We start from the raw sequence: 18,992 nt of genomic DNA, 5'->3' as shown, positions 1-18,992 counted from the left end.
CTTGAGCGGTATGAGCGGGTCTGCGGTCTTTGCCGCCGAGAATCAGGACGATTCGGTAACACTGGATGCATTGGAGGTCACCGCAACCCGCGGCGCGACCAAGACAGAAACGCCGTTCGTCGAGACTCCGCAGTCCATTTCCATCATCACCGATGAGCAGATCGAGGAGCAGGGCTCCAAGAACGTCCAGGAAGCTACGCGCTACAGTGCCGGTGTGTTTACCCAGCAATACGGCGCCACGGCCAGCCGCTACGACGCCATCAAGTTGCGTGGTTTCGGCAGTGACAGCATCGACAACCAGTACCTCGACGGTCTCAAGCTGCTGAATGACAAGGGCACCTACAGCATCATGCAGGTGGACCCTTACTTCCTTGAGGGGATTGAAGTGGTCAAGGGCCCCTCATCGGTTCTTTATGGGCGCGCAGCCCCGGGTGGCATCGTTGCGCTGACCAGCAAAAAGCCGTTGTTCGAGCCCCACTATGAAGTCCAGGCGGGTGCCGGTACCCAGGGCACGGCCAGCCTCGGTTTCGACATCGGTGACGAAGTTGGTGACTCCGGCCGCGCCGCCTACCGCCTGGTCGGTCGCGTCTACCATTCCGACACGCAGTGGGACAAGGTGCAGGAAGAGCACTACACCATTGCGCCGTCCCTGACGGTCGATATCACGGATGCAACCACGCTGACCCTGATGGGGTACTTCCAGAAGGATCCGGAGGGCGGTTATTACGGTGGCCTGCCGGCTGAAGGCACCCTGTACGACCATAACGGGGAGCGCATCTCCAACAATTTCTACGACGGCGAACAGGACTACGAAGAATTTGACCGTGAGCAGGCGATGATCGGCTATCAGCTCGAACACCGCTTCAATGACGTCTGGTCCGCGCGTCAGAACTTCCGTTATGTGAACACCAAAACCGACTATGGCCAGGTCTACAATCAGGGCTATTGGGTTGGAAACGAGCTGCCGCGTACGTTCTTCGGCGCGGATGAAGAGCTCAGTGCCTTTGCCATCGATAACCAGCTCCTGGCGGAATTTGGCATTGGCGCGACGGATCATACCGTCCTGACCGGCCTGGACTACCAGCATCGTGATACCGACGCCTACTGGACCGCCGGGTATACGCCGGCGTTTGCCTCGACCTTCCCGTCGATCAACGCGTTTGATCCGGTTTACGGCGGCACCGGAACGATCAACCCCTACCAGGATAATGATCGTGAACTCGAGCAAACCGGTCTTTACGTGCAGGATCAGATGGCGATCGATCAATGGCGCGTGACCGTGGGCGGCCGTTACGACTGGGTCGATGTCGAGAACCAGTATGAAAACCTGCTGACCGGCGCGACGGGTGATGAACAACTGGACGATGAGCACTTTAGCGGCCGTGCGGCGCTGATGTACCTGTTCGACAACGGGATCGCCCCTTACGTCAGTTATTCCGAGTCGTTCAGCCCTAGCGCCAACGTGGATGAAAACGGCGACCTGATTGATGCGACCGAAGCCGAGCAGTATGAGCTGGGCCTCAAGTACCAGCCGGTTGGAACGGCGGATCGATACAGCATCGCGGTGTTCCAGATCGACCAGGATAATGTGGCCAACTACATCCAGAGCATCAACGCCTATCAGGCCGTCGGGGAAGTTCGGTCCCAAGGTGTTGAGCTGGAAGCGGCCACCCGCGTTAACGAGAACATCACCCTGCAGGCCAGCTACACCTACACCGATGTTGAAGTCCAGAAATCCGAAACCGGCACCGAGGGCAAGACGCCGGTGGCAACGCCTGAACACATGGCATCCGCGTGGGGTTCCTATGAGTTCCTCGACGGTGTGTTCAACAGCCTGAAGCTGGGTGTCGGTGTCCGCTACATCGGCGAAAGCTGGGCGAACGAGTCGAACGACCTCGAAGTACCCAGCTACACCCTGGTCGACACCATGATCAAGTACGATCTGGCTAACGTGGGGCTAAAAGGCGTCACCGCGCAGCTGAACGCCAACAACCTGTTCGACAAGGAATACGTGGGCTCCTGCTATTCCGAAGCGGTCTGCTACTACGGCGCCGAGCGCAGCGTGATGGGCACCGTCACCTACAACTTCTAACCCTTCAACTCAGGGCCGGACAAGGGAATGTCCGGTCAGCCGCTTTGCCGGCCGCCGTTTCAATGCGGCAGCCGGCACTTCCTTTCCAGCTCTCGGCCTTTTCCTTGCAATGCCCCGCCTTAGGCCCAATCCTAGTAAACAGGAATCCACGGAAACCTGACGAACCCGACTGAACGCGGGTCGAGGAGTTCACGATGGCAGCGCCCGACCATACGGCCCTGTTACTGGTGGATATCCAGAACGATTTCTGCACCGGCGGTGCCTTGCCCGTGCCGGATAGCGAGGCGATTATCCCCGTCGTCAACGCCGCCATCGCCGATGCCCAGGACAACGGTTGGCCCATTGTCGCCTCCCGCGACTGGCACCCGGTTGACCATTGCAGCTTCCATCATCGCGGCGGCCCCTGGCCCGTCCACTGCGTTCAGGACACCGACGGCGCCGCCTTTCACGACGAACTCGACCTGCCGGCCACGGCGGTTCGCGTCAGCAAGGGCAGCGCTTTCGAACAGGATGCCTATTCTGCTTTCGATGGCACCCAACTGGAGCAGTATCTCACCCGTCACGGCATCGAGCGCCTGCAGGTTGCGGGGCTGGCGCTCGATGTCTGTGTCCGTGCAACGGTGCTGGATGCCTTGCGCCTGGGCTTCGCCGTCGAACTGCTGGCCAGCGGTACCCGGGCGGTGGTTGCCGATGGGACGGAGGACGTGTTCGCCGAACTGGCCGAGGCGGGTGCCGGCGTGGTGCGTTGACATCGGGCGCTCCCAACCGTTTTAGCGGGCTCAAGATAACCGTATCCAAGGAGACGAAGCATGGTGCCAGACGACGACCTGGCCCTGATGGTCGACCTGTACGAGTTGACCATGGCCCAGGCCTATTGGTCGCGTGGTATGAACGAAACGGCGGTGTTCAGTCTGTTCTTCCGCAAGCTGCCCGAACACCGCAATTTCATGCTTGCCTGCGGGCAGCAGCACGTGACCCGGGTGGTCGAGTCCCTGCGCTTCTCCGACGCGCAGATCGAGCGCCTGCGCTCGCTGGACCGGTTCAGTGATGGCTTCCTGGCGTGGCTACGGAACTTCCGGTTCAGCGGCAGCATCCAGGCGATGCCGGAGGGGACGCCCGTGTTTCCCCAGGAGCCGCTGCTGGAAGTGGAAGCGCCGATTGCCGAAGCCCAGATCCTGGAAACCCTGCTGATGAACTACGTCCACCTGGAAACGGTGCTGGCGTCCAAGGCGGTGCGGCTGGTCATCGCCGCCGACGGCCGGCCGGTGGTGGACTTCGGGATGCGCCGCATGCACGGCCTGGACGCGGCCTATCGCGGCGTCCGCGCTTTTCGCATGGCCGGGTTGGCGGGCACGAGCAACGTGCTGGCGGGGCTGGATTTCGGGCTGCCCATCCGCGGCACCATGGCACACAGCTTCGTGCAGGCCTGCGACAGCGAGATGGATGCTTTTCGGACCTACGCCGAGCGTTTCCCGGGCACCACGCTGCTGGTGGATACCTACGACACCGAGCGGGCCGTCGCGGCGATCATCCGCTGGCTCAAGTCGGAGCCGTCGATGGACATCGGTGCCATTCGCCTGGATTCCGGGGATTTTGCCGAGCAGGCGGTGCACTGTCGGCGCATGCTCGATGAGGCGGGGCTGGGGCACATCTCGATCATGGCCAGCGGTGGCCTGGATGAGCACAAGATCGACGCGCTGTGTCGCTCCGGTGTACCACTGGACGGCTTCGGCGTGGGCACTTCGGTGGGGGCATCGTCGGATGCGCCGTCGCTGGAACTGGCGTACAAGCTGACCGAATACGCCGGCCGGCCACGCATGAAGAACTCGCCGGGCAAACAGTCGTTTCCCGGCCCCAAGCAGGTGTTCCGGCAGCGGGATGCGGATGGGATCTTCCTCGGGGACACCATTACACACCGTGAGGAAACCGCCGAAGGCGAGCCCTTACTGGTGTCGACTCTGCGCGCGGGCCATCGCGTTGAGGGTGCCCTGGCGCCGTTGGCGGATGCCGCCCACCATGCCCGGGCGGCTGTCGCGGCTTTGCCGGCATCGCTGCGAACGCTCCGGGATGGGGTTGCCTACCCGGTGGCGATCAGTGACCGGCTGCGGCGCCTGCAGCGGGAAACACTGGTCCGGGTGCAGCCTCATTATGACGACGGTTGCTAAACGAGGCAGGCTTAGCGTGAATCCATCTGAACGGTTGCGCGCCGCCATCTGTTGAAGTCGTATAACCGGGTCGTAAGTGCAACTATTTCCTTGCCAAATGGGGGAGGGATGAGCATGAAACGGCTCTATTACCTGACCCGGACCATCGACAGTGTGTCCGAGATATCCGAAGACCTGCACGATCATGGCGTCACCGACTGGCGCTTCCACATCGTGTCCAGGGACGAAGCCGGTCTCTACACCCACAGCCTGCATCGCGCCGGGGTGCTCGATCGTACCGATCTCGTCCGTTACGTCGAACGGGGCGTGATGATCGGCGCGTTGCTGGCGTTCACCTTCATCCTGACGGCCCAGGTGATCGGCGTTCCGGCCTGGCCCATGAGCGCCTGGATCGCACTGCTGTTGTTTGCGGTGCTGGCCGGCGGCTGGCTGGGAGGCTTCGGTGGCATCGGCGCGGAGCACTACCGCATCCGCCGCTTTCACCAGGCCATCGACGACGGTCAGTACCTGGTGATGGTCGACTGTCCCGCCAAACACCTGGTGACGATGAAACACCTGATGGCCGAAAATCACCCCGAGGCCCAGCTCCAGGGCGCCAGCGGAACCCATACCAACCCGTTTGCAGCCGCCGACGGCCGGGTCCACATCGTCTGACGCCGAGTTGGAAGCGACGCCGGAAGGCCCTGCCGTCAGGCGCTCCGGCGTATCCCTTCGGTGGTTGATGTGGCGGATGCGGTGTATGACTGCGTGCTGACCGACTCCACACTGTGCAGTTTGGCGATCTGTGCCTGCAGCATGTCGATGGCGCGGGAGCCGCTGAGCGCCATGTCGATGGCCAGGTAACCGTCGTCGCTGTGGACCTGCATCTGCTCGATGCGGAAGCCACGAATCCGTGTGACCTGACACAGGCGCTCCAGAGCGGCGGGTTCCGCCTGCATCCGGCAGCGAATCGAGTGGGTGGTGGAGTGGGCGCGCGTCGAAGGCGTCATGCGGCGTTTTCCTTGTTCCGGGTTGACGGTGTGCGGTTGGGGCGCTGGCTTTCGTCCAGCATCTCGCGGTTGGAGGCGCCGGGCTTGACGATGGGCCAGACGTTTTCGCTGCGGTCGATGGCCACGTGCAGCAGCATGGGGCCGTCGTAGGCGAGGATCGTCTGGATGCCCCGGCGAATCTGGTCGCTGCGTTCGATGGCCAGCGTGGGAATGTCGAAGGCCCTGGCCAGGGCCAGGAAATCCGGATTGTCGTCCAGGTTGATCTGGCTTTCCCGGTTGCCGTAGAACAGCTCCTGCTGCTGGCGCACCATGCCCAGGCACTGGTTGTCCAGAATAACCAGCTTGATGGGCAGGTTGTGGCGGCGGATGGTGGCCAGTTCCTGGGCGTTCATCATGAACGAGCCGTCGCCGGTCACGTTGATCACCGGCCGGTCCGGGCAGGCAAACTGGGCGCCAATGGCGGCGGGCAGGCCGAAGCCCATGGTGCCCAGGCCGCCGCTGCTGAGATGCGAGCGCGGGTGATCGAATTGGAAGTGCTGCGCCACCCACATCTGGTGTTGGCCCACGTCGCAGGCGACGATGGTCTGCGGCGGGGTCAGCGCCGAGAGCTGACGGATGAAGCCCGGTCCGGAAATCGGCGCGTGCGGGTCGTCGTTGGTGGCGGCTTGAAAACCGTGGGTCTTGCGCCAGTCCGAACACCGGCGGCGCCAGTCGTCGATGGCCAGCGGTTGATCGTCGAGGGCGTCGGCCAGCGCGTCCAGGATCGGCGCGATGTCTCCACGCACCGCCAGGTCCGCCGGCTTGAGCTTGCCCAGCTCGGCCGCGTCGGTGTCGATGTGGATCAGGCGGGCGTTGGGCGCGAAACCGTCCAGCACGCCGGTGGCGCGGTCGTCCAGCCGCGCGCCGACAACCAGCAGCAGGTCACAGGCGTCGACCGCCAGGTTGGCGGCGCGGGAGCCGTGCAGGCCAAGCATCCCCAACTGGTCCGGGTTGTCGCGGCCCGGGTTGCCAATGCCCTTGAGCGTGACCACGTTGGGCAGTGCCGAGGCGCTCGCAAACCTGCGGAAGGCGTTCTCGGCGCCGGCCAGGCTGATGCCGCCGCCGCTGTAGAGCAGGGGCTGGCGGGCCTGGCGCAGCATGTCGAGGATCTGCTGGAGTGTCCCGGCGTCGGCGCTTTCGGCGTCCATGACCGGTGCCTCTGGCGCCTGACGGTCCGCAATGTCCGTGAGCAGGATGTCCTTGGGAATGTCGATCCACACCGGTCCGGGACGGCCGGACTGGGCCAGTTGCATCGCTTCCGCCATGATGCCCGGCAGCGACTCGGCGTCTTCGATCAGGTAGCTGTGCTTCACGATGCCCAGGGTCATGCCCAGAATGTCCGTTTCCTGGAAGGCGTCGGTGCCGATCAGGGGCGAGGGCACCTGGCCGGTGATAACCAGCATGGGTACCGAGTCACGGTGGGCGTTGGCCACGCCGGTGATCAGGTTGGTGGCTCCGGGGCCGGAGGTGGCGATGCAGACACCGAGCTTGCCGCTGGCGCGGGCGTAGCCGTCGGCGGCCAGGGCGCAGGCCTGCTCGTGACGGCACAGCACGTGCTCAACGCCCACCTGGTCGTGGGCGACCAGGGCATCGTATAGCGGCATGATGCAACCGCCGGGATAGCCGAAAGCGGTGTCGATCTGATGGCGCTTGAAGGCGTCGAGTATGTGCTGTGCAGCGTTCACGTTGATTTCCCTTTTTCGTGCAGCAAAAAAAAGCCCCCGGGACCTTTCGGTGCCGGGGGCTTTCGGTGTTCTGACTGGTTGTGGTCTAGCTCATCCTGTCATCCACGCAAAAGCCCCCGGTTGGCACCACGACCACCAGGACTAGCTTTACGATGACGACGACAGAGTTGAACAGCATGATTCGGTTCTTTCGACCACAAACAGGTTTAAGTGGCCAAAACATAACCTGATGTCCGGTTTGGGGGCAAGGATTTTTTTGTGTCGGCGAGATTCAGGCGGAGACCGCGCTGTCACCTATGCCCTCTAATTCTCCTGCCGATAAGGCAACGCCTCCAGTGCCGCATCCCGGTAGCCGCGCACGTCCATCGCCTCTTCTTCGCAGAAATCGGCAATGGCCTCGGCGAAGCCGGGGTGTGCCACCCAGTGCCAGGAATGGGTCAGTTGCGGTTCGAAGCCACGCACCAGCTTGTGCTCCCCCTGGGCGCCGGCGTCGAAGCAGCGCAGGCCGCGCTCGATGGCCAGTTCGATGCCCTGGTAGTAGCAGGTCTCGAAATGCAGGTGGTCGTACTCCTCCAGGCAGCCCCAGTAACGCCCGTAGAGCGTGTCTTCCCCGTGCAGGAACAGGGCGCCGGCGATCATCCGCTCGTCCAGGCGCGCCATGATGACGTGCAGCTGCTCCGGCTGGCTGTCGCGCAGGTGCTGGAAGAAATCGCGGTTCAGATAGGGACGCTGGCCGCGCTTGAGGTAGGTGGCCTGATAGAACACGTGAAAGGCGTCGAGCACCGAGTTGGGCAGGGCGTGGCCGGGGTAGTGGTCGAACGCGATGCCCTGTTCGGCAATCTGGCGGCGCTCCTTGCGGATCGACTTGCGCTTGCGCGAGGTCAACTGGGCGAGGAAGTCGTCGAAGCTGCGGTAATCCCGGTTGAACCAGTGGAACTGGCAACCCAGCCGATGCAAGCGGTTTGGGGCCTCCAGCAGGCGCTGATCGGCGCTATTGGGAAACAGCAGGTGCCAGGAATGACACCCCAGCTCTCTGGCAGCCTCGTCCAGCAACGGGTTCAGGTCACCGGGCTTCAGGCGGTCACGCAGCGTGGGCGAGAGCAGCAGCCGGTGCCCCTGGGAGGGCGTGAACGGCACGGCCATCAGCAGTTTGGGGTAATAGTCCACGCCGTAGCGCGCGTAGGCATCGGCCCAGCCCCAGTCGAACACATATTCGCCCATGGAGTGGGTCTTGCGAAAGGCGGGAATCAGGCCATGCAGCTGGCCGTCCAGGCGAATCAGAAGGTGGGCGGGTTCCCAGCCGGTGGTCGCGGTGGTGCAACCGCTGTGTTCCAGTGCGGCAAAGAAGTGGTGACGCAGGAACGGGTTCCCCGTCCCGCTGAGTCGATCCCAGTCGCCTGGGGCGATGGCGTCGACGGACGCCACCGGCTCGATCGTCAGGTTGTCGGTGCGGGACGGGGTGGTGGAATCGGCCATGGCGGGTCAGGTGACTCCTCGTTGTGACAGGCCACCTAACCATACGCTATTCCCGGCCGATCGATCACGCGTCGTCTTGAGGTGGCTCCGGTGGACGCGGTCCCGGACCGCAATCCGGACCCTGGCCGGGACCACCGCGGCGCGGACCGGCATCACGCGGCGAGTGCTTCTTGCGCTCCGCCTGCAGTTCCGCCCAGATTTCCCGCTGATCGTCGTTGAGGATGTTGTAGATGGCGCGATACTGCTCGGCGCGGGATTCAATGCGCTGGCGAGCGAACTCGGCCGCCTTGTTGGCTGCTTCGGCGACGGCGTCCTTGTAGTCGCTGCTGTCGGGGTCGCCGCTCATCAGGTCGGGTTTCTCGCCGTCGCGCATGGCCTTGAACTGTTCCATGCGGGCCACGTGGGCTTCGTCGAACAGGTCGCGCAGCTGGTCGCGCTGTTCGGCGCTCAGGTCCAGCTTGTCGCTGAGGAAATCGAGACGCTGCTGCAGGCCGCCACGCGGACCCTTGCCATCGTGGTGCATCGGCGGGCGGTCGTCGTGACCGCGGTGTTCGCCGGAAAAGGCCAGCGGGCTGGCAACCATCGCCGCGGCCAGCATGGCCGGGATCATCAGTCGGGATGATTTCATCGCTTTCATGGGCATACTCCCTGTTGGTGACGGCAGACAATGCGTTGCTGCCGGTGACACTGACCACGATACGCTTTCCTGTGTCAGGTTCTGTCAGGCCAACGTAAAGGTTGGGTAAAGGTGGAAAGCGGAATTTTGCCCGCGTGATAGACTGCAGGTCGTTGAATCGCCAGTACACAACGACTGTAGACACAAGACCGGAAGGATGGAGTGCATGCAGGACCGGATTCTGCTCATCGAAGACGATCAGGAATTGCGCACGCTGCTCAGTCGCTACCTCAGCGGCCAGGGCTTTGTGGTTCGCGAAGCGGGAACCGGCCAGGATGGCCTGACCCTGGCGCAGGAGCAGATGGCCGACCTGGTGGTGCTGGATATCATGCTGCCGGACATCAACGGCCTGGATGTGCTGCGCCAGTTGCGGATGCGTACCCGCCTGCCGGTGATCCTGCTGACCGCGCGCGGGGAGGAGACCGACCGCATCGTCGGTTTCGAAGTGGGCGCCGATGACTACATCCCCAAACCCTGCAATCCCCGGGAACTCGTCGCGCGCATCCAGGCGGCGCTGCGACGGGTCGCCTGGGACCATGAAAACCAGCCCCAACGTACCCTGGAAGTGGGCGACCTGCGCATTGATCCGGACCAGCGGCGGGTGTTCCAGAATGGTGAGCCGGTGGAGGTGACCGGCACCGAGTACGAGATCCTGCAGGTGCTGATCAGCCGCGCCGGCTCGGTCGTGCGCAAGACCGACCTGATGCAGTGGGCGCTCGGTCGCCGCCTGACCCCGCACGATCGTACCCTGGACATGCACGTCAGCAACCTGCGCCGCAAGCTCGACCAGGGCGACGGTTCACGCATCGAGACCGTCCGCGGTCTCGGTTACAGCTACCGGGGGCTGGAATGAAGCTGAATTTCCAATGGCCCCTGTCCCTGCGCATCTTCCTGCTGATCTGGTTCGCCATGGCGCTGGCGGTGGTGCTGAGCAATATGGCGGTGCAGGAGCTGGGGCACCGTGAGCGCAAGCAACTGGAACAGCGTGAGGATCTGGCCCAACTGGCACGGCAGGCGGCGGAGCTGGAGGCTGCCGGCGAGCGGCGTGATGCCCGCAGGCTGCTGAGGGAGTCCGGCGAGCGCCTGCGCATGCGGTTGTTCCTGGTGGAAACCGAAGACCTGTTCCGGGATCAGCGCCGCTCCCGCCACCGGCTGGACCTGCCCGGCGGCCTGCCTGGCCAGCCGGCGGTGATCGACGCACCGGGCGGCTACCGGATGGTGGTCTGGCCCCAGGCCGGCGGCGACGGCTGGCTGGATCCGCGTTTCTTCCGTTCCTTCGAGCTGGGACTGACGTTCCTGCTGATCACCCTGGCGTGCTGGTGGATCGCCCGGCACATCAGTCGCCCGCTGCGTAACGTTGAATCCACGGCCCGGGACATCGCCAGTGGCGATACCTCGTTGCGTGTGGCCCAAAAGGTCGCCCGCCGCCGGGATGAGATTGGCGCCCTGGCACGGGCGTTCAATGCCATGACCGATCGCCTGTGCACCCTGCTGGAACGCCAGCAGCAGCTACTGCGCGACATCTCCCACGACCTGCGCACGCCTCTGGCACGGCAGCGGGTGGCCATCGAACTGGCGCGGGACAGCATCGCCGACCCGGACATCATGGATTCGGTGTTGCGCCAGAACGAGCGCCTGGAGGCCATGACCGAGCAGATCCTCACCCTGCACCGGCTGAGCGCACAGGGGCAGTCCATGGCGCAGGAGCCGGTCAGCCTCGTGAAAGTCATCAACGATGTCTTGCAGGACGCCGCCGATTACGCCGAGCAACGTCGGGTCGATTGCCATCTGGACATTGCCGACGACGTTCGTCAGGCCACGATTCTGGGTGATCAGGGGTTGATTGGCCGGGCCCTGGATAATGTCCTGCAGAACGCCATCGACGTGACGCCACCGGCGCATACGGTCACCGTTCGGCTGCACTTTGCCGATCGCTGGCTGCGCTGCGAAATTGCCGACGAGGGGCCCGGCGTCACAGCGGAGGATCTGCCCAACCTGTTCGAGCCTTTCTTCCGTTCCGACAAGGCCCGTGGCGGCCAGGGCTGGGGGCTTGGACTGGCCATCACCCGCGATATCGTCCAGGCCCACGACGGTCGGATTACCGCCTTTAACGGGGAGCAGGGCGGCCTGGTGGTGCGCCTTGACTGGCCGCCGTTCACCTGAGGGGATCAGTCGCCCGCGTCCGGGGTGTCCCCGTCGTCGGGAGTCGGCCGCAGCGCCTCGGCACCACTGAAGTCGATACCGGCGCTGGGCGCGTCTGGCTCATAGCGAATGCCGCAGCCGGCCTTGGTCGTTCCCGGCGGCGCGGCCGCGCCCGGGGCATCGTGGTCTTCGTCCCGCATGTTGGTTCCCTGTCTTGCCTGTTACTCTATCGGTGCTCGCCGGGGCCATTTATTACCGGCTCCAGCCCATCGAACTACTGCCGTAGGTGACATGTCAAAAGATTATCCCATTCCCGCAGAATCCATCGAGCGGGAAATCGAGATCAAGAAGAGCCGGTTCATCGCCCGGGTGGCGCCGGTGTCGTCGCGGGAGGAGGCCATGGCTTTCCTGGAACAGGCGCGCCGCGATTATCCTGATGCCCGTCATCACTGCTGGGCGTACCAGATCGGTCGTCCCGAAGCGGCCAGTCAGGCGGCCATGAACGACGACGGGGAGCCCTCCGGCACCGCCGGCAAACCTATCCTTAATGTCATTCAGCACAAGGATATGGGCGATATCATGGTGGTGGTGATCCGTTACTTCGGCGGTATCAAACTGGGCGCGGGTGGGCTGGTCCGCGCCTACGCCGGCGCCACGGAAGCGGTGCTGTCGGATGTGCCGCGACGGGTTCAGCGCCCGACCGAGCGGATCGAGGCGCAGCTGGACTTTGCGCTGGAGCAGCCCGTTCGACACTGGTGCGAGCAGCATGAGGCGCAGGTGGCGGACGTGAACTATGGTGAAGGAGTAACGATGCGGGTCGAAGTTCCCCTGGAACATCGGTCTGCATTCAACGCGTTCTGCCGTGCCGAAGGCATCACCCTGCCGGCATCCGACCAGAATGCCTCCGAACCAGAGTGAGGGACGTATATCCCGGAACGGGAACGATTTTCTGGCGAATAAAACGGAGGATTCCATTGATGCGTAATCTGGTTTTGGTTCTGTGCCTGGCGCTGCTGACGGGCTGCGCCAGCATTGTGGCGACCGACTATGATGCCGGTGCCCAGTTCAACAGCTACCAGACCTGGGCCTTCGCACCGGACAACGGGAAAGACGATTTCCTGAGTCTGGACGGTGCCCGGGTGGAAAACGCGGTCGAGCGGGAGATGGGGCAGAAAACCATGACACGCGGGCCTGCGGACAATGCGGATCTGCTGGTTACCTATCGCGTTGAGGAAGCCGAGAAGCTGGAGAGTTCCGGATTCAGCTACGGTCTGGGTTTCGGCCGTGGCAACTTTGGTTGGGGCGTGTCCACACCCACCGACGTGCGACAGGTCAAGCAGGGCAAACTGGTGGTTGAGTTCGTTGACCGGGCCTCGGAGCGCGTTGTCTGGCGCGGCGTCAGCCGGCGTTACCTGGACGAACGTCAGTCGCCGGAAGACCGCGTCGAGCTGATCGACGAGGTGGTCGCCGCCATGTTTGACCGGTACCCGCCGAGCTGACGGGCCGCCTATGAGCTGGGTGACCGTCGCGCGCTATTCGTTACCTTTCGAAGCCCACGTGGCTCGGGCCCGGCTGGATTCGGAAGGCGTGGACGCCACTGTGGCCGATGAACACACCATTGGCATGCAGTGGCTCTATTCCGACGCCATGGGCGGAGTGCGGCTGCAGGTGCGCGCCGAAGACGAGTTCCGGGCGCGGGCGATTCTCGCCGAGGACCGCTCGGACGTGGTGGATGAATCCATCGCGCCCGGGCTGGCGCATCGTGAGGATGGCGACGAGCCACGCCTGTCACGGCTGGCTGATCCGCGCTATCGCCGCGGCTTCTTCCTTGCATTCCTGTTCTGGTTTATCGGATCCTGAGCGCGGCCTGCAAGGGCCGGAGAGTCACGCAAAGGGAGAAAAAGCTTTGAAGAAACGATCCTCAGGTGGTCTGGTCTTCTCGACGGACCAGGGCAGGATGTGTCCCGGTTGCCGCGAGCCGATGGAGGCCTGTCGCTGCGGCGAACCGGTGGCGCCGGCCGGTGACGGCATTGTGCGTGTCAGCCGGGAAACCAAGGGCCGCAAAGGCAAGGGCGTAACCCTGATTACCGGCATTCCCCTGGCGGGCGCCGATCTCAAGGCCTACGCCAAGACGCTCAAGGCCAAGTGCGGAACCGGTGGGACGGTGAAAGACGGCGTGGTGGAAATCCAGGGGGATCACCGGGATCTGCTGGTTCCCCTGCTCCAGGAAAAAGGCTGGACGGTCAAGAAGGCGGGTGGTTGATCCACTGGCCGGAGTGGGGCCGGACAGGTGCACTGAGAACGATCGATAACAACGGATAACAACAGGAAAGCCGCTCATGACGAAACCCGTGCTCTACCAGTTTCCGGTTTCCCACTACTGCGAGAAGGTGCGCTGGGCGCTGGATTACAAGCACATCGCCTACGAGACCCGAAACCTGTTGCCGTTGTTCCACATGCCGGCGGTGTTCCGTCGAACCCGCCAGAACAAGGTGCCTGTGCTCAAGCTGGATGGCCGCTACATCAACGAGTCGTCGGTGATCATCCAGACCCTGGACGAGCGTTTCCCGTCGGCGCCGGTGCTGTTTCCTGAAGACGATGCGCAGCGCGAAGAGGCCTTGGAATGGGCGGCTTTCGCTGACCGCGAGATCGGGCCGCACCTGCGGCGCACCGCCTATTTCCACGTCATCGACCACTCCCACGTGATGTTCGATATACTCACGGAGGGCCAGAACACGGTGGGACGAATGACGTTCCGGGCCAGCCAGCCGGTCGTCGTCCGCGCCATGAAAGAAGGCATGGGAATCAACGAGCGCGGCTACGCCCGCAGCCTGGAACGACTGGAAGCGGCGCTGGACCGGCTCGACGCCCGCGTGGCGGACAACGCCTATCTCACCGGTGACCGGTTCTCCGTCGCCGATCTGACCGCCGCCTCGCTGTTGGGGCCGCTGGCCCGTCCGCCGGAGGCGCCGTTCCAGTTCCCGGACGACCTGCCACCGGCGCTGACGGACTTTATCGACGCCTTCCAGGAACGCCCGTCCATCGACTGGGTGCGCCGTATGTACCGGGAGCATCGTGGCAAGCGGGCCAGTTGAGCCGGGCCGCTCCGGTATTTCGCGCTGTTGTATTACAATCACCTGCCAGACAGACGTGGCGCCTTATAACCCGGTTGGATGCGTCATCATTCCCGCACGTTTGGTTTATTCGACGAACGTTGCGCTCTTAACTTGTTTGCTTAAAACCTCAGGAGAGATCACTGCATGCAGATTCTGGTTCTCGGAGCCGGTGTTGTCGGGACCACCAGTGCCTGGTACCTGCGCCAGGCCGGCCACGAGGTGACCGTGGTCGAACGACAGTCCCGGGCGGCCCTGGAAACCAGTTTCGCCAACGGAGGTCAGATCTCCGTCTCCCACGCGACCCCCTGGGCCAACCCGTCAGCGCCGTTGAAGCTGATGGCGTGGCTGGGCAAGCCGGACGCACCACTGCGCTTCCGGCCGCGCCTTGATCCGGCCCAGTGGGGCTGGGGCGCGCGTTTCCTGCGTGAGTGCACATCGCGTCGGGCGCGCTACAACCTGCACCAGTTGGTGACCCTCGGCACCTACAGCCGTGAGCGGTTGCAGTCGCTGCGTGAGGACCTGGCGCTGGATTACGACCAGGTCACTCGTGGCATCCTGCACTTCTACACCGACCCGGCCGAGTTCGAGCGGGCCCAGTTGCCGGCGAGTCAGATGCGGGCGTTCGGCTGCGCACGCGAGGTCATCGACGCCGACCGGGCGGTCGCGCTGGAACCGGCGCTGGCCGGCGCGCGGGGCCGTCTTGTGGGTGCCACCTATACCGCTGACGATGAGTCCGGCGACGCCCGCAAATTCACCCAGGCGCTGGCGCAAAAGGCAGCGGATGCGGGTGTCCGGTTCCTGTATGACACCGAGATCGTCGGATTCGAGCAGCGTCGCGGTGACGTCGCCGGTGTGCGTGTGATCGAGAACGGTGTTCATCACACCCTTCGGGCTGACAGTTATGTCCTCAGTCTGGGCAGTTTCAGCCCACTCCTGGCGCGCCAGCTGGGTCTGAAGCTGAGCATCTACCCGGCCAAGGGCTACTCCATTACCGTGCCGGTGCGCTCGCCGGAGCGGGCCTATAAGGTGAGTCTGACCGACGATCAGTACAAGCTGGTCTATTCCCGTCTGGGAGACCGGTTGCGCATCGCCGGTACGGCAGAATTGAACGGCTATGGCCGTGACCTGGACCTGCGTCGCTGCCAGGCGATCGTGCGTCGGGTCTCGGACCTGATGCCGGAAGCCGGTCACTGGGACCAGGCCCGGTTCTGGACCGGTCTGCGCCCGACCACGCCGTCCAATCTGCCTTACATCGGCCGCAGTCGCTTGCGTAACCTGTTCCTCAACACAGGGCACGGGACCCTGGGCTGGACCCATGCCTGTGGCTCCGCGGCGGCTCTGGCGGACATTGTTGCGGGTCGCCAGCCGGATCTGGATTTTGCTTTTACCGCGGCCTGACGCCGTCGAGCGACAGGCCGCTCCCGGACCGGGCGCAGCCCAACCGGACCCATAACCAAGACAGGAGATCGTATGGCCGTAACCAGCAGCCCCTTGCGCATTACTGTCCTGACCGCCCTGGCCATGCTCGCGTTCGCCGCCAATTCCGTATTCTGTCGCCTGGCGCTGGGGGCGGGCACCATCGACGCCGCGTCCTTCACCTTTATCCGCCTGCTTTCGGGCACGCTGATGCTGGTGATCCTGGTGCGCCTGCGTGTGGCGAAGCGTGATGGCTCGGTGCACGGTAGCTGGTGGTCCGCCGCCATGCTGTTCCTGTACGCCATCTGTTTTTCCTTCGCCTACCTGTCGTTGGACACGGGCGTGGGCGCGCTGATCCTGTTCGGCTGCGTGCAGCTGTCGATGATCGGTTGGGGATTGATTCAGGGGGAGCGGCCGTCCCTCGTACAATGGTTGGGAACGCTGCTGGCGGTGGGCGGCCTGGTTTACCTGCTGTCGCCGGGCGCTACGGCACCGCCGCTGTTTGCCGCCGTGTTGATGGCGATCGCGGGTGTCGCGTGGGGCGTGTACTCACTGCGGGGGCGCGGCGTGAGCCAGCCCCTGCTGGTCACGGCGGATAATTTCCTGCGCGCCTCGCCCATGGCGTTGGTGGCCCTGATGGTGGCGATGCCGGCCTGGTCGGTCGACCTTCATGGCGCCGTGCTCGCGGTGCTGTCCGGCGCTCTGGCCTCGGCGGTGGGCTACGCCATCTGGTACGCCGCGTTACCGGCCCTGTCGGCGACGCTGGCGGCCAGTGTCCAGCTGTCGGTGCCGGTGATTGCGGCCGCCTTCGGGGTGGCGCTTATGGCCGAGCCCATTACGCCGCGGCTGGTCATTGCTTCCCTGGTCATCCTGGGTGGCATAGGCCTGGTGATCCTGGCCAGGAGCCGAAAGGCGAGGGCGGGGTGATCCGGTCGGCGTTGCCGTGCGAATAACCGTTCGCCAAAGATGCGTGGGCGTATCTCGTCGCGATACCGGCCACCGCCCACGGAACAATAACTGTCAGGGAGACCTGGATGCTAACTGTTCATCACCTCAACAACTCGCGCTCGCAACGTGTTCTCTGGATGCTGGAAGAGCTTGGTCTGGAATACGAGATCAAGCACTATCAGCGTGACCCAAAAACCATGCTGGCGCCGGCCAGTCTCAAGGCGGTGCATCCGCTGGGTAAGTCCCCGGTGGTGACCGACGGCGAGCTGACGGTGGCCGAATCCGGCGCCATCATCGACTACCTGGCCCACCAGTACGGGCGTGACCTTCTACCCGAAGCCGGTACCCAGCGGTGGATCGATTACACCTACTGGTTGCACTACGCCGAAGGCTCGTTGATGCCGCCGCTGCTGCTGAAACTGGTGTTCGAGAAGGTCAAGACCAATCCCATGCCTTTCTTCGTGCGCCCCGTGGCCAAAGGCATTGCCGATAAGACCAACCAGATCTTTATCGGCCCGCAGATCAAGAACCACCTGGACTTCGTCGAATCCCACCTGAAGAACAACGAGTGGTTCCTGGGGGACAAGCTCAGCGCCGCCGATATCCAGATGAGTTTCCCGTTGGAGGCGTCCGTGGCGCGCGGTATCGTGGGTGACGACCGTCCGGCGATCCGGGATTATGTGCGGCGCTATCAGTCGCGTCCGGCCTATCGCCGTGCGCTGGAGAAGGGAGGTGACTATGACTTTGCATAGCCTGCGGGTGAGCAGTCCCCGGCTGATCGGCCTGGCGGCCGTCGGCCTTGCGATGAGCGGTTGTGCCATGATGCAGCCGGACCTGACGGACAAACAGCGCCAGACCCTGCAGGGCGAACTGCAGAACCGCTTCGGCGCGTATCAGGATTGCATGGTGGCTTCGGCCGATCCGTACGTTGGGGTGGAATCGGCGCCGCCATCGGATATCGCGGATGCAGCCCAGGCCGCCTGTGACGGGGCTTTCCAGGCCTATGAAAAAGCCGTGACCCGCTATTTCACCGCGGTGGTGTCCGGCTCGGGGCAGGACGAGGCCCGTCAGCGAGCCCATGAGCACGCCGCCGAAGCGGGCCTGAAAACCCGCCGTCAGATCATGCAGCGGGTCCTCGACCAGCGGATCTGACCCGACGCGCGGGCCATCTAGCTGGTCCGCTTGCGTCGCACGTACAACGTCTTGTGCACGCGGGCGACGGTGTCACCGCTGTCGTCCAGCACATCCACCGCCCATTCCGGCAGCACCTTGCTGCCGTCCGCCGCCTGCTGGCGGATGTCCTCCACCCGGTCGTCGGACAGTTGGAAGCGGGCGGTCATGCGCCCCTTGCCGGGTTTGAGAAAGTCGATGTGGGCACTCTTGTCCCAGACGATGTAATCCGGCCCCAGCCGGTTCATCAGGAGCAGCATGTACATGGGATCGGTCATGCTGTAGAGCGAGCCGCCGAAGTGGGTACCCACGTAGTTGGTGTTGAACCAGTGCAGTTTCATGGACACCGTGGCTTCGCTGAAATCCGGTGCGATGTGCTCCACGCGGATGCCGGCCCCGACGTAGGGGCCGAATACGTTCAGCGCTCGCTGCAGGCCACCGGCCGACGCCAGCAGCCGCCGGAAGGTATTGATCACGTCAGGCTCCGTTTACTCCGCAGGCATCCACAGGCTGGTCAGGTTGCCCAGCAGGTCGCTGCCCAGGCCTTGTTCCTGCAGGAAATCCAGGATGACCGGCGCGAACTGCTCGATTGCAGATGGTTGCAGGCCCAGGGCTCCGAAGGCTTTCTCAACGCCGTCCATGGACGAAACGTTGGACAGGGCCGAACTCAGCAGGTTGCTCGATCCGTCTCCGGAACTGCCCAGTAGACTGCCCAGCCCGGAAACCTCATCGCTGACCTGGCTGAACGAATTCCCGCCCAGTTGGCTCTGGGCCAGCTGCATCAGTGCTCCGGCACCACCGGCGGCCTGGGTCTGGGTGACTCCCAGCTGTTCCTGCAGGTCGCTGACCAGGGCGCTGGCTTCGCCGGTCACTTCGACCGACTCTTCCGGCAACAGCATGCTGCCGGACTCCAGTTTGCTGCCGAGGTCCAGGGCGCCGGCCGACGGGGCCAGCAGGTAAAGACTCGAGACGATGAGAAAGCGTTTGATAATGGTATTCATGGTGGCTCCGGCATGTCCTTGTTGGCAGGGAGTCGGGCGTGACGACGCTGGGAAGCCGGCGGATGCCGCTTGGGCCT

Annotated in this window: 22 protein-coding genes; 15 read left to right on the top strand and 7 right to left on the bottom strand. The window is 63.9% G+C overall.

Going from position 1 to position 18,992, the window contains the following annotated elements; all coding sequences use genetic code 11:
* Positions 1 to 10 precede the first annotated feature (10 nt).
* From GQB00_RS06425 to GQB00_RS06410, 4 genes are all read left to right on the top strand, one after another.
* Positions 11 to 2,092, top strand: a complete 2,082-nt coding sequence (locus tag GQB00_RS06425) for a TonB-dependent siderophore receptor (protein ID WP_228276675.1) — start codon at positions 11 to 13, stop codon at positions 2,090 to 2,092.
* Positions 2,093 to 2,286: 194 nt separating this feature from the next.
* Complete coding sequence (locus GQB00_RS06420; protein WP_165855605.1) at positions 2,287 to 2,841, top strand: isochorismatase family protein; 555 nt, start codon at positions 2,287 to 2,289, stop codon at positions 2,839 to 2,841.
* 60 nt (positions 2,842 to 2,901) lie between these two features.
* Positions 2,902 to 4,257: a nicotinate phosphoribosyltransferase gene (locus GQB00_RS06415; RefSeq protein WP_165855604.1), complete on the top strand. Its 1,356-nt coding sequence runs from the start codon at positions 2,902 to 2,904 to the stop codon at positions 4,255 to 4,257.
* Between the two features lie 114 nt (positions 4,258 to 4,371).
* Entirely contained in the window at positions 4,372 to 4,911 is a 540-nt protein-coding gene (locus GQB00_RS06410) for a hypothetical protein (RefSeq protein WP_111495406.1), read from the top strand.
* 35 nt (positions 4,912 to 4,946) lie between these two features.
* Here the strand turns inward: GQB00_RS06410 and GQB00_RS06405 are convergent, their stop codons facing one another.
* From GQB00_RS06405 to GQB00_RS06390, 4 genes are all read right to left on the bottom strand, one after another.
* Positions 4,947 to 5,246: an ACT domain-containing protein gene (locus GQB00_RS06405; RefSeq protein WP_204355740.1), complete on the bottom strand. Its 300-nt coding sequence runs from the start codon at positions 5,244 to 5,246 to the stop codon at positions 4,947 to 4,949.
* Positions 5,243 to 6,970 carry an acetolactate synthase 2 catalytic subunit gene (ilvG, locus tag GQB00_RS06400; RefSeq protein WP_165855603.1) on the bottom strand — a complete coding sequence of 576 codons (1,728 nt, stop codon included), beginning with the start codon at positions 6,968 to 6,970 and terminating at the stop codon, positions 5,243 to 5,245. The genes GQB00_RS06405 and ilvG overlap by 4 nt, the downstream gene beginning before the upstream one ends.
* Positions 6,971 to 7,273: 303 nt before the next feature.
* The gene (locus GQB00_RS06395) at positions 7,274 to 8,446 is read right to left on the bottom strand and encodes a GNAT family N-acetyltransferase (RefSeq protein ID WP_165855602.1); all 1,173 of its coding nucleotides are present in this window, start codon (positions 8,444 to 8,446) and stop codon (positions 7,274 to 7,276) included.
* Between the two features lie 64 nt (positions 8,447 to 8,510).
* A complete protein-coding gene (locus tag GQB00_RS06390; protein ID WP_165855601.1) occupies positions 8,511 to 9,083 on the bottom strand; it encodes a Spy/CpxP family protein refolding chaperone in 573 nt (190 codons plus the stop codon).
* A gap of 205 nt (positions 9,084 to 9,288) precedes the next feature.
* On the opposite strand from GQB00_RS06390, the gene GQB00_RS06385 reads away from it, so the two are divergent.
* Complete coding sequence (locus tag GQB00_RS06385) at positions 9,289 to 9,975, top strand: response regulator transcription factor (protein ID WP_111495414.1); 687 nt, start codon at positions 9,289 to 9,291, stop codon at positions 9,973 to 9,975.
* Entirely contained in the window at positions 9,972 to 11,285 is a 1,314-nt protein-coding gene (locus GQB00_RS06380; RefSeq protein WP_165855600.1) for a sensor histidine kinase, read from the top strand. The genes GQB00_RS06385 and GQB00_RS06380 overlap by 4 nt, the downstream gene beginning before the upstream one ends.
* 5 nt (positions 11,286 to 11,290) lie before the next feature.
* Here the strand turns inward: GQB00_RS06380 and GQB00_RS06375 are convergent, their stop codons facing one another.
* Complete coding sequence (locus tag GQB00_RS06375) at positions 11,291 to 11,464, bottom strand: hypothetical protein (RefSeq protein ID WP_165855599.1); 174 nt, start codon at positions 11,462 to 11,464, stop codon at positions 11,291 to 11,293.
* Positions 11,465 to 11,555: 91 nt separating this feature from the next.
* Here GQB00_RS06375 and GQB00_RS06370 point away from each other — a divergent pair, with 91 nt between their 5' ends.
* The 9 genes from GQB00_RS06370 (at position 11,556) to GQB00_RS06330 (ending at position 17,896) form a co-directional block, all read left to right on the top strand.
* Entirely contained in the window at positions 11,556 to 12,182 is a 627-nt protein-coding gene (locus GQB00_RS06370) for a YigZ family protein (RefSeq protein ID WP_165855598.1), read from the top strand.
* Between the two features lie 59 nt (positions 12,183 to 12,241).
* Entirely contained in the window at positions 12,242 to 12,763 is a 522-nt protein-coding gene (locus GQB00_RS06365) for a DUF4136 domain-containing protein (protein ID WP_111495420.1), read from the top strand.
* Between the two features lie 10 nt (positions 12,764 to 12,773).
* Positions 12,774 to 13,124, top strand: coding sequence for a DUF2007 domain-containing protein (locus GQB00_RS06360; RefSeq protein WP_111495422.1), 351 nt, complete (start codon positions 12,774 to 12,776; stop codon positions 13,122 to 13,124).
* A gap of 46 nt (positions 13,125 to 13,170) precedes the next feature.
* Positions 13,171 to 13,527 (top strand): translation initiation factor Sui1, encoded by a 357-nt coding sequence (locus tag GQB00_RS06355; protein WP_165855597.1) that lies wholly within the window; start codon positions 13,171 to 13,173, stop codon positions 13,525 to 13,527.
* 76 nt (positions 13,528 to 13,603) lie between these two features.
* Complete coding sequence (locus GQB00_RS06350; RefSeq protein ID WP_165855596.1) at positions 13,604 to 14,359, top strand: glutathione S-transferase family protein; 756 nt, start codon at positions 13,604 to 13,606, stop codon at positions 14,357 to 14,359.
* Between the two features lie 165 nt (positions 14,360 to 14,524).
* Positions 14,525 to 15,778, top strand: a complete 1,254-nt coding sequence (locus GQB00_RS06345; RefSeq protein ID WP_165855595.1) for a D-amino acid dehydrogenase — start codon at positions 14,525 to 14,527, stop codon at positions 15,776 to 15,778.
* A gap of 72 nt (positions 15,779 to 15,850) precedes the next feature.
* Complete coding sequence (locus GQB00_RS06340; RefSeq protein ID WP_165855594.1) at positions 15,851 to 16,723, top strand: DMT family transporter; 873 nt, start codon at positions 15,851 to 15,853, stop codon at positions 16,721 to 16,723.
* 107 nt (positions 16,724 to 16,830) lie between these two features.
* The gene (locus GQB00_RS06335; protein WP_165855593.1) at positions 16,831 to 17,496 is read left to right on the top strand and encodes a glutathione S-transferase; all 666 of its coding nucleotides are present in this window, start codon (positions 16,831 to 16,833) and stop codon (positions 17,494 to 17,496) included.
* Complete coding sequence (locus GQB00_RS06330; RefSeq protein WP_165855592.1) at positions 17,483 to 17,896, top strand: hypothetical protein; 414 nt, start codon at positions 17,483 to 17,485, stop codon at positions 17,894 to 17,896. The genes GQB00_RS06335 and GQB00_RS06330 overlap by 14 nt, the downstream gene beginning before the upstream one ends.
* Positions 17,897 to 17,913: 17 nt before the next feature.
* Here the strand turns inward: GQB00_RS06330 and GQB00_RS06325 are convergent, their stop codons facing one another.
* Both GQB00_RS06325 and GQB00_RS06320 read right to left on the bottom strand, forming a co-directional pair.
* Positions 17,914 to 18,387, bottom strand: coding sequence for a DUF4442 domain-containing protein (locus tag GQB00_RS06325; RefSeq protein WP_407657829.1), 474 nt, complete (start codon positions 18,385 to 18,387; stop codon positions 17,914 to 17,916).
* A gap of 15 nt (positions 18,388 to 18,402) precedes the next feature.
* Positions 18,403 to 18,915: a DUF2780 domain-containing protein gene (locus tag GQB00_RS06320; protein ID WP_165855591.1), complete on the bottom strand. Its 513-nt coding sequence runs from the start codon at positions 18,913 to 18,915 to the stop codon at positions 18,403 to 18,405.
* Positions 18,916 to 18,992: the final 77 nt, after the last annotated feature.

Source organism: Marinobacter sp. JSM 1782161 (assembly GCF_011421605.1).
Taxonomy (GTDB): Bacteria; Pseudomonadota; Gammaproteobacteria; order Pseudomonadales; family Oleiphilaceae; genus Marinobacter_A; species Marinobacter_A bohaiensis.
Note: the sequence above shows the minus strand (reverse complement) of the source record. Positions and strands in the feature narration are given on the sequence as shown.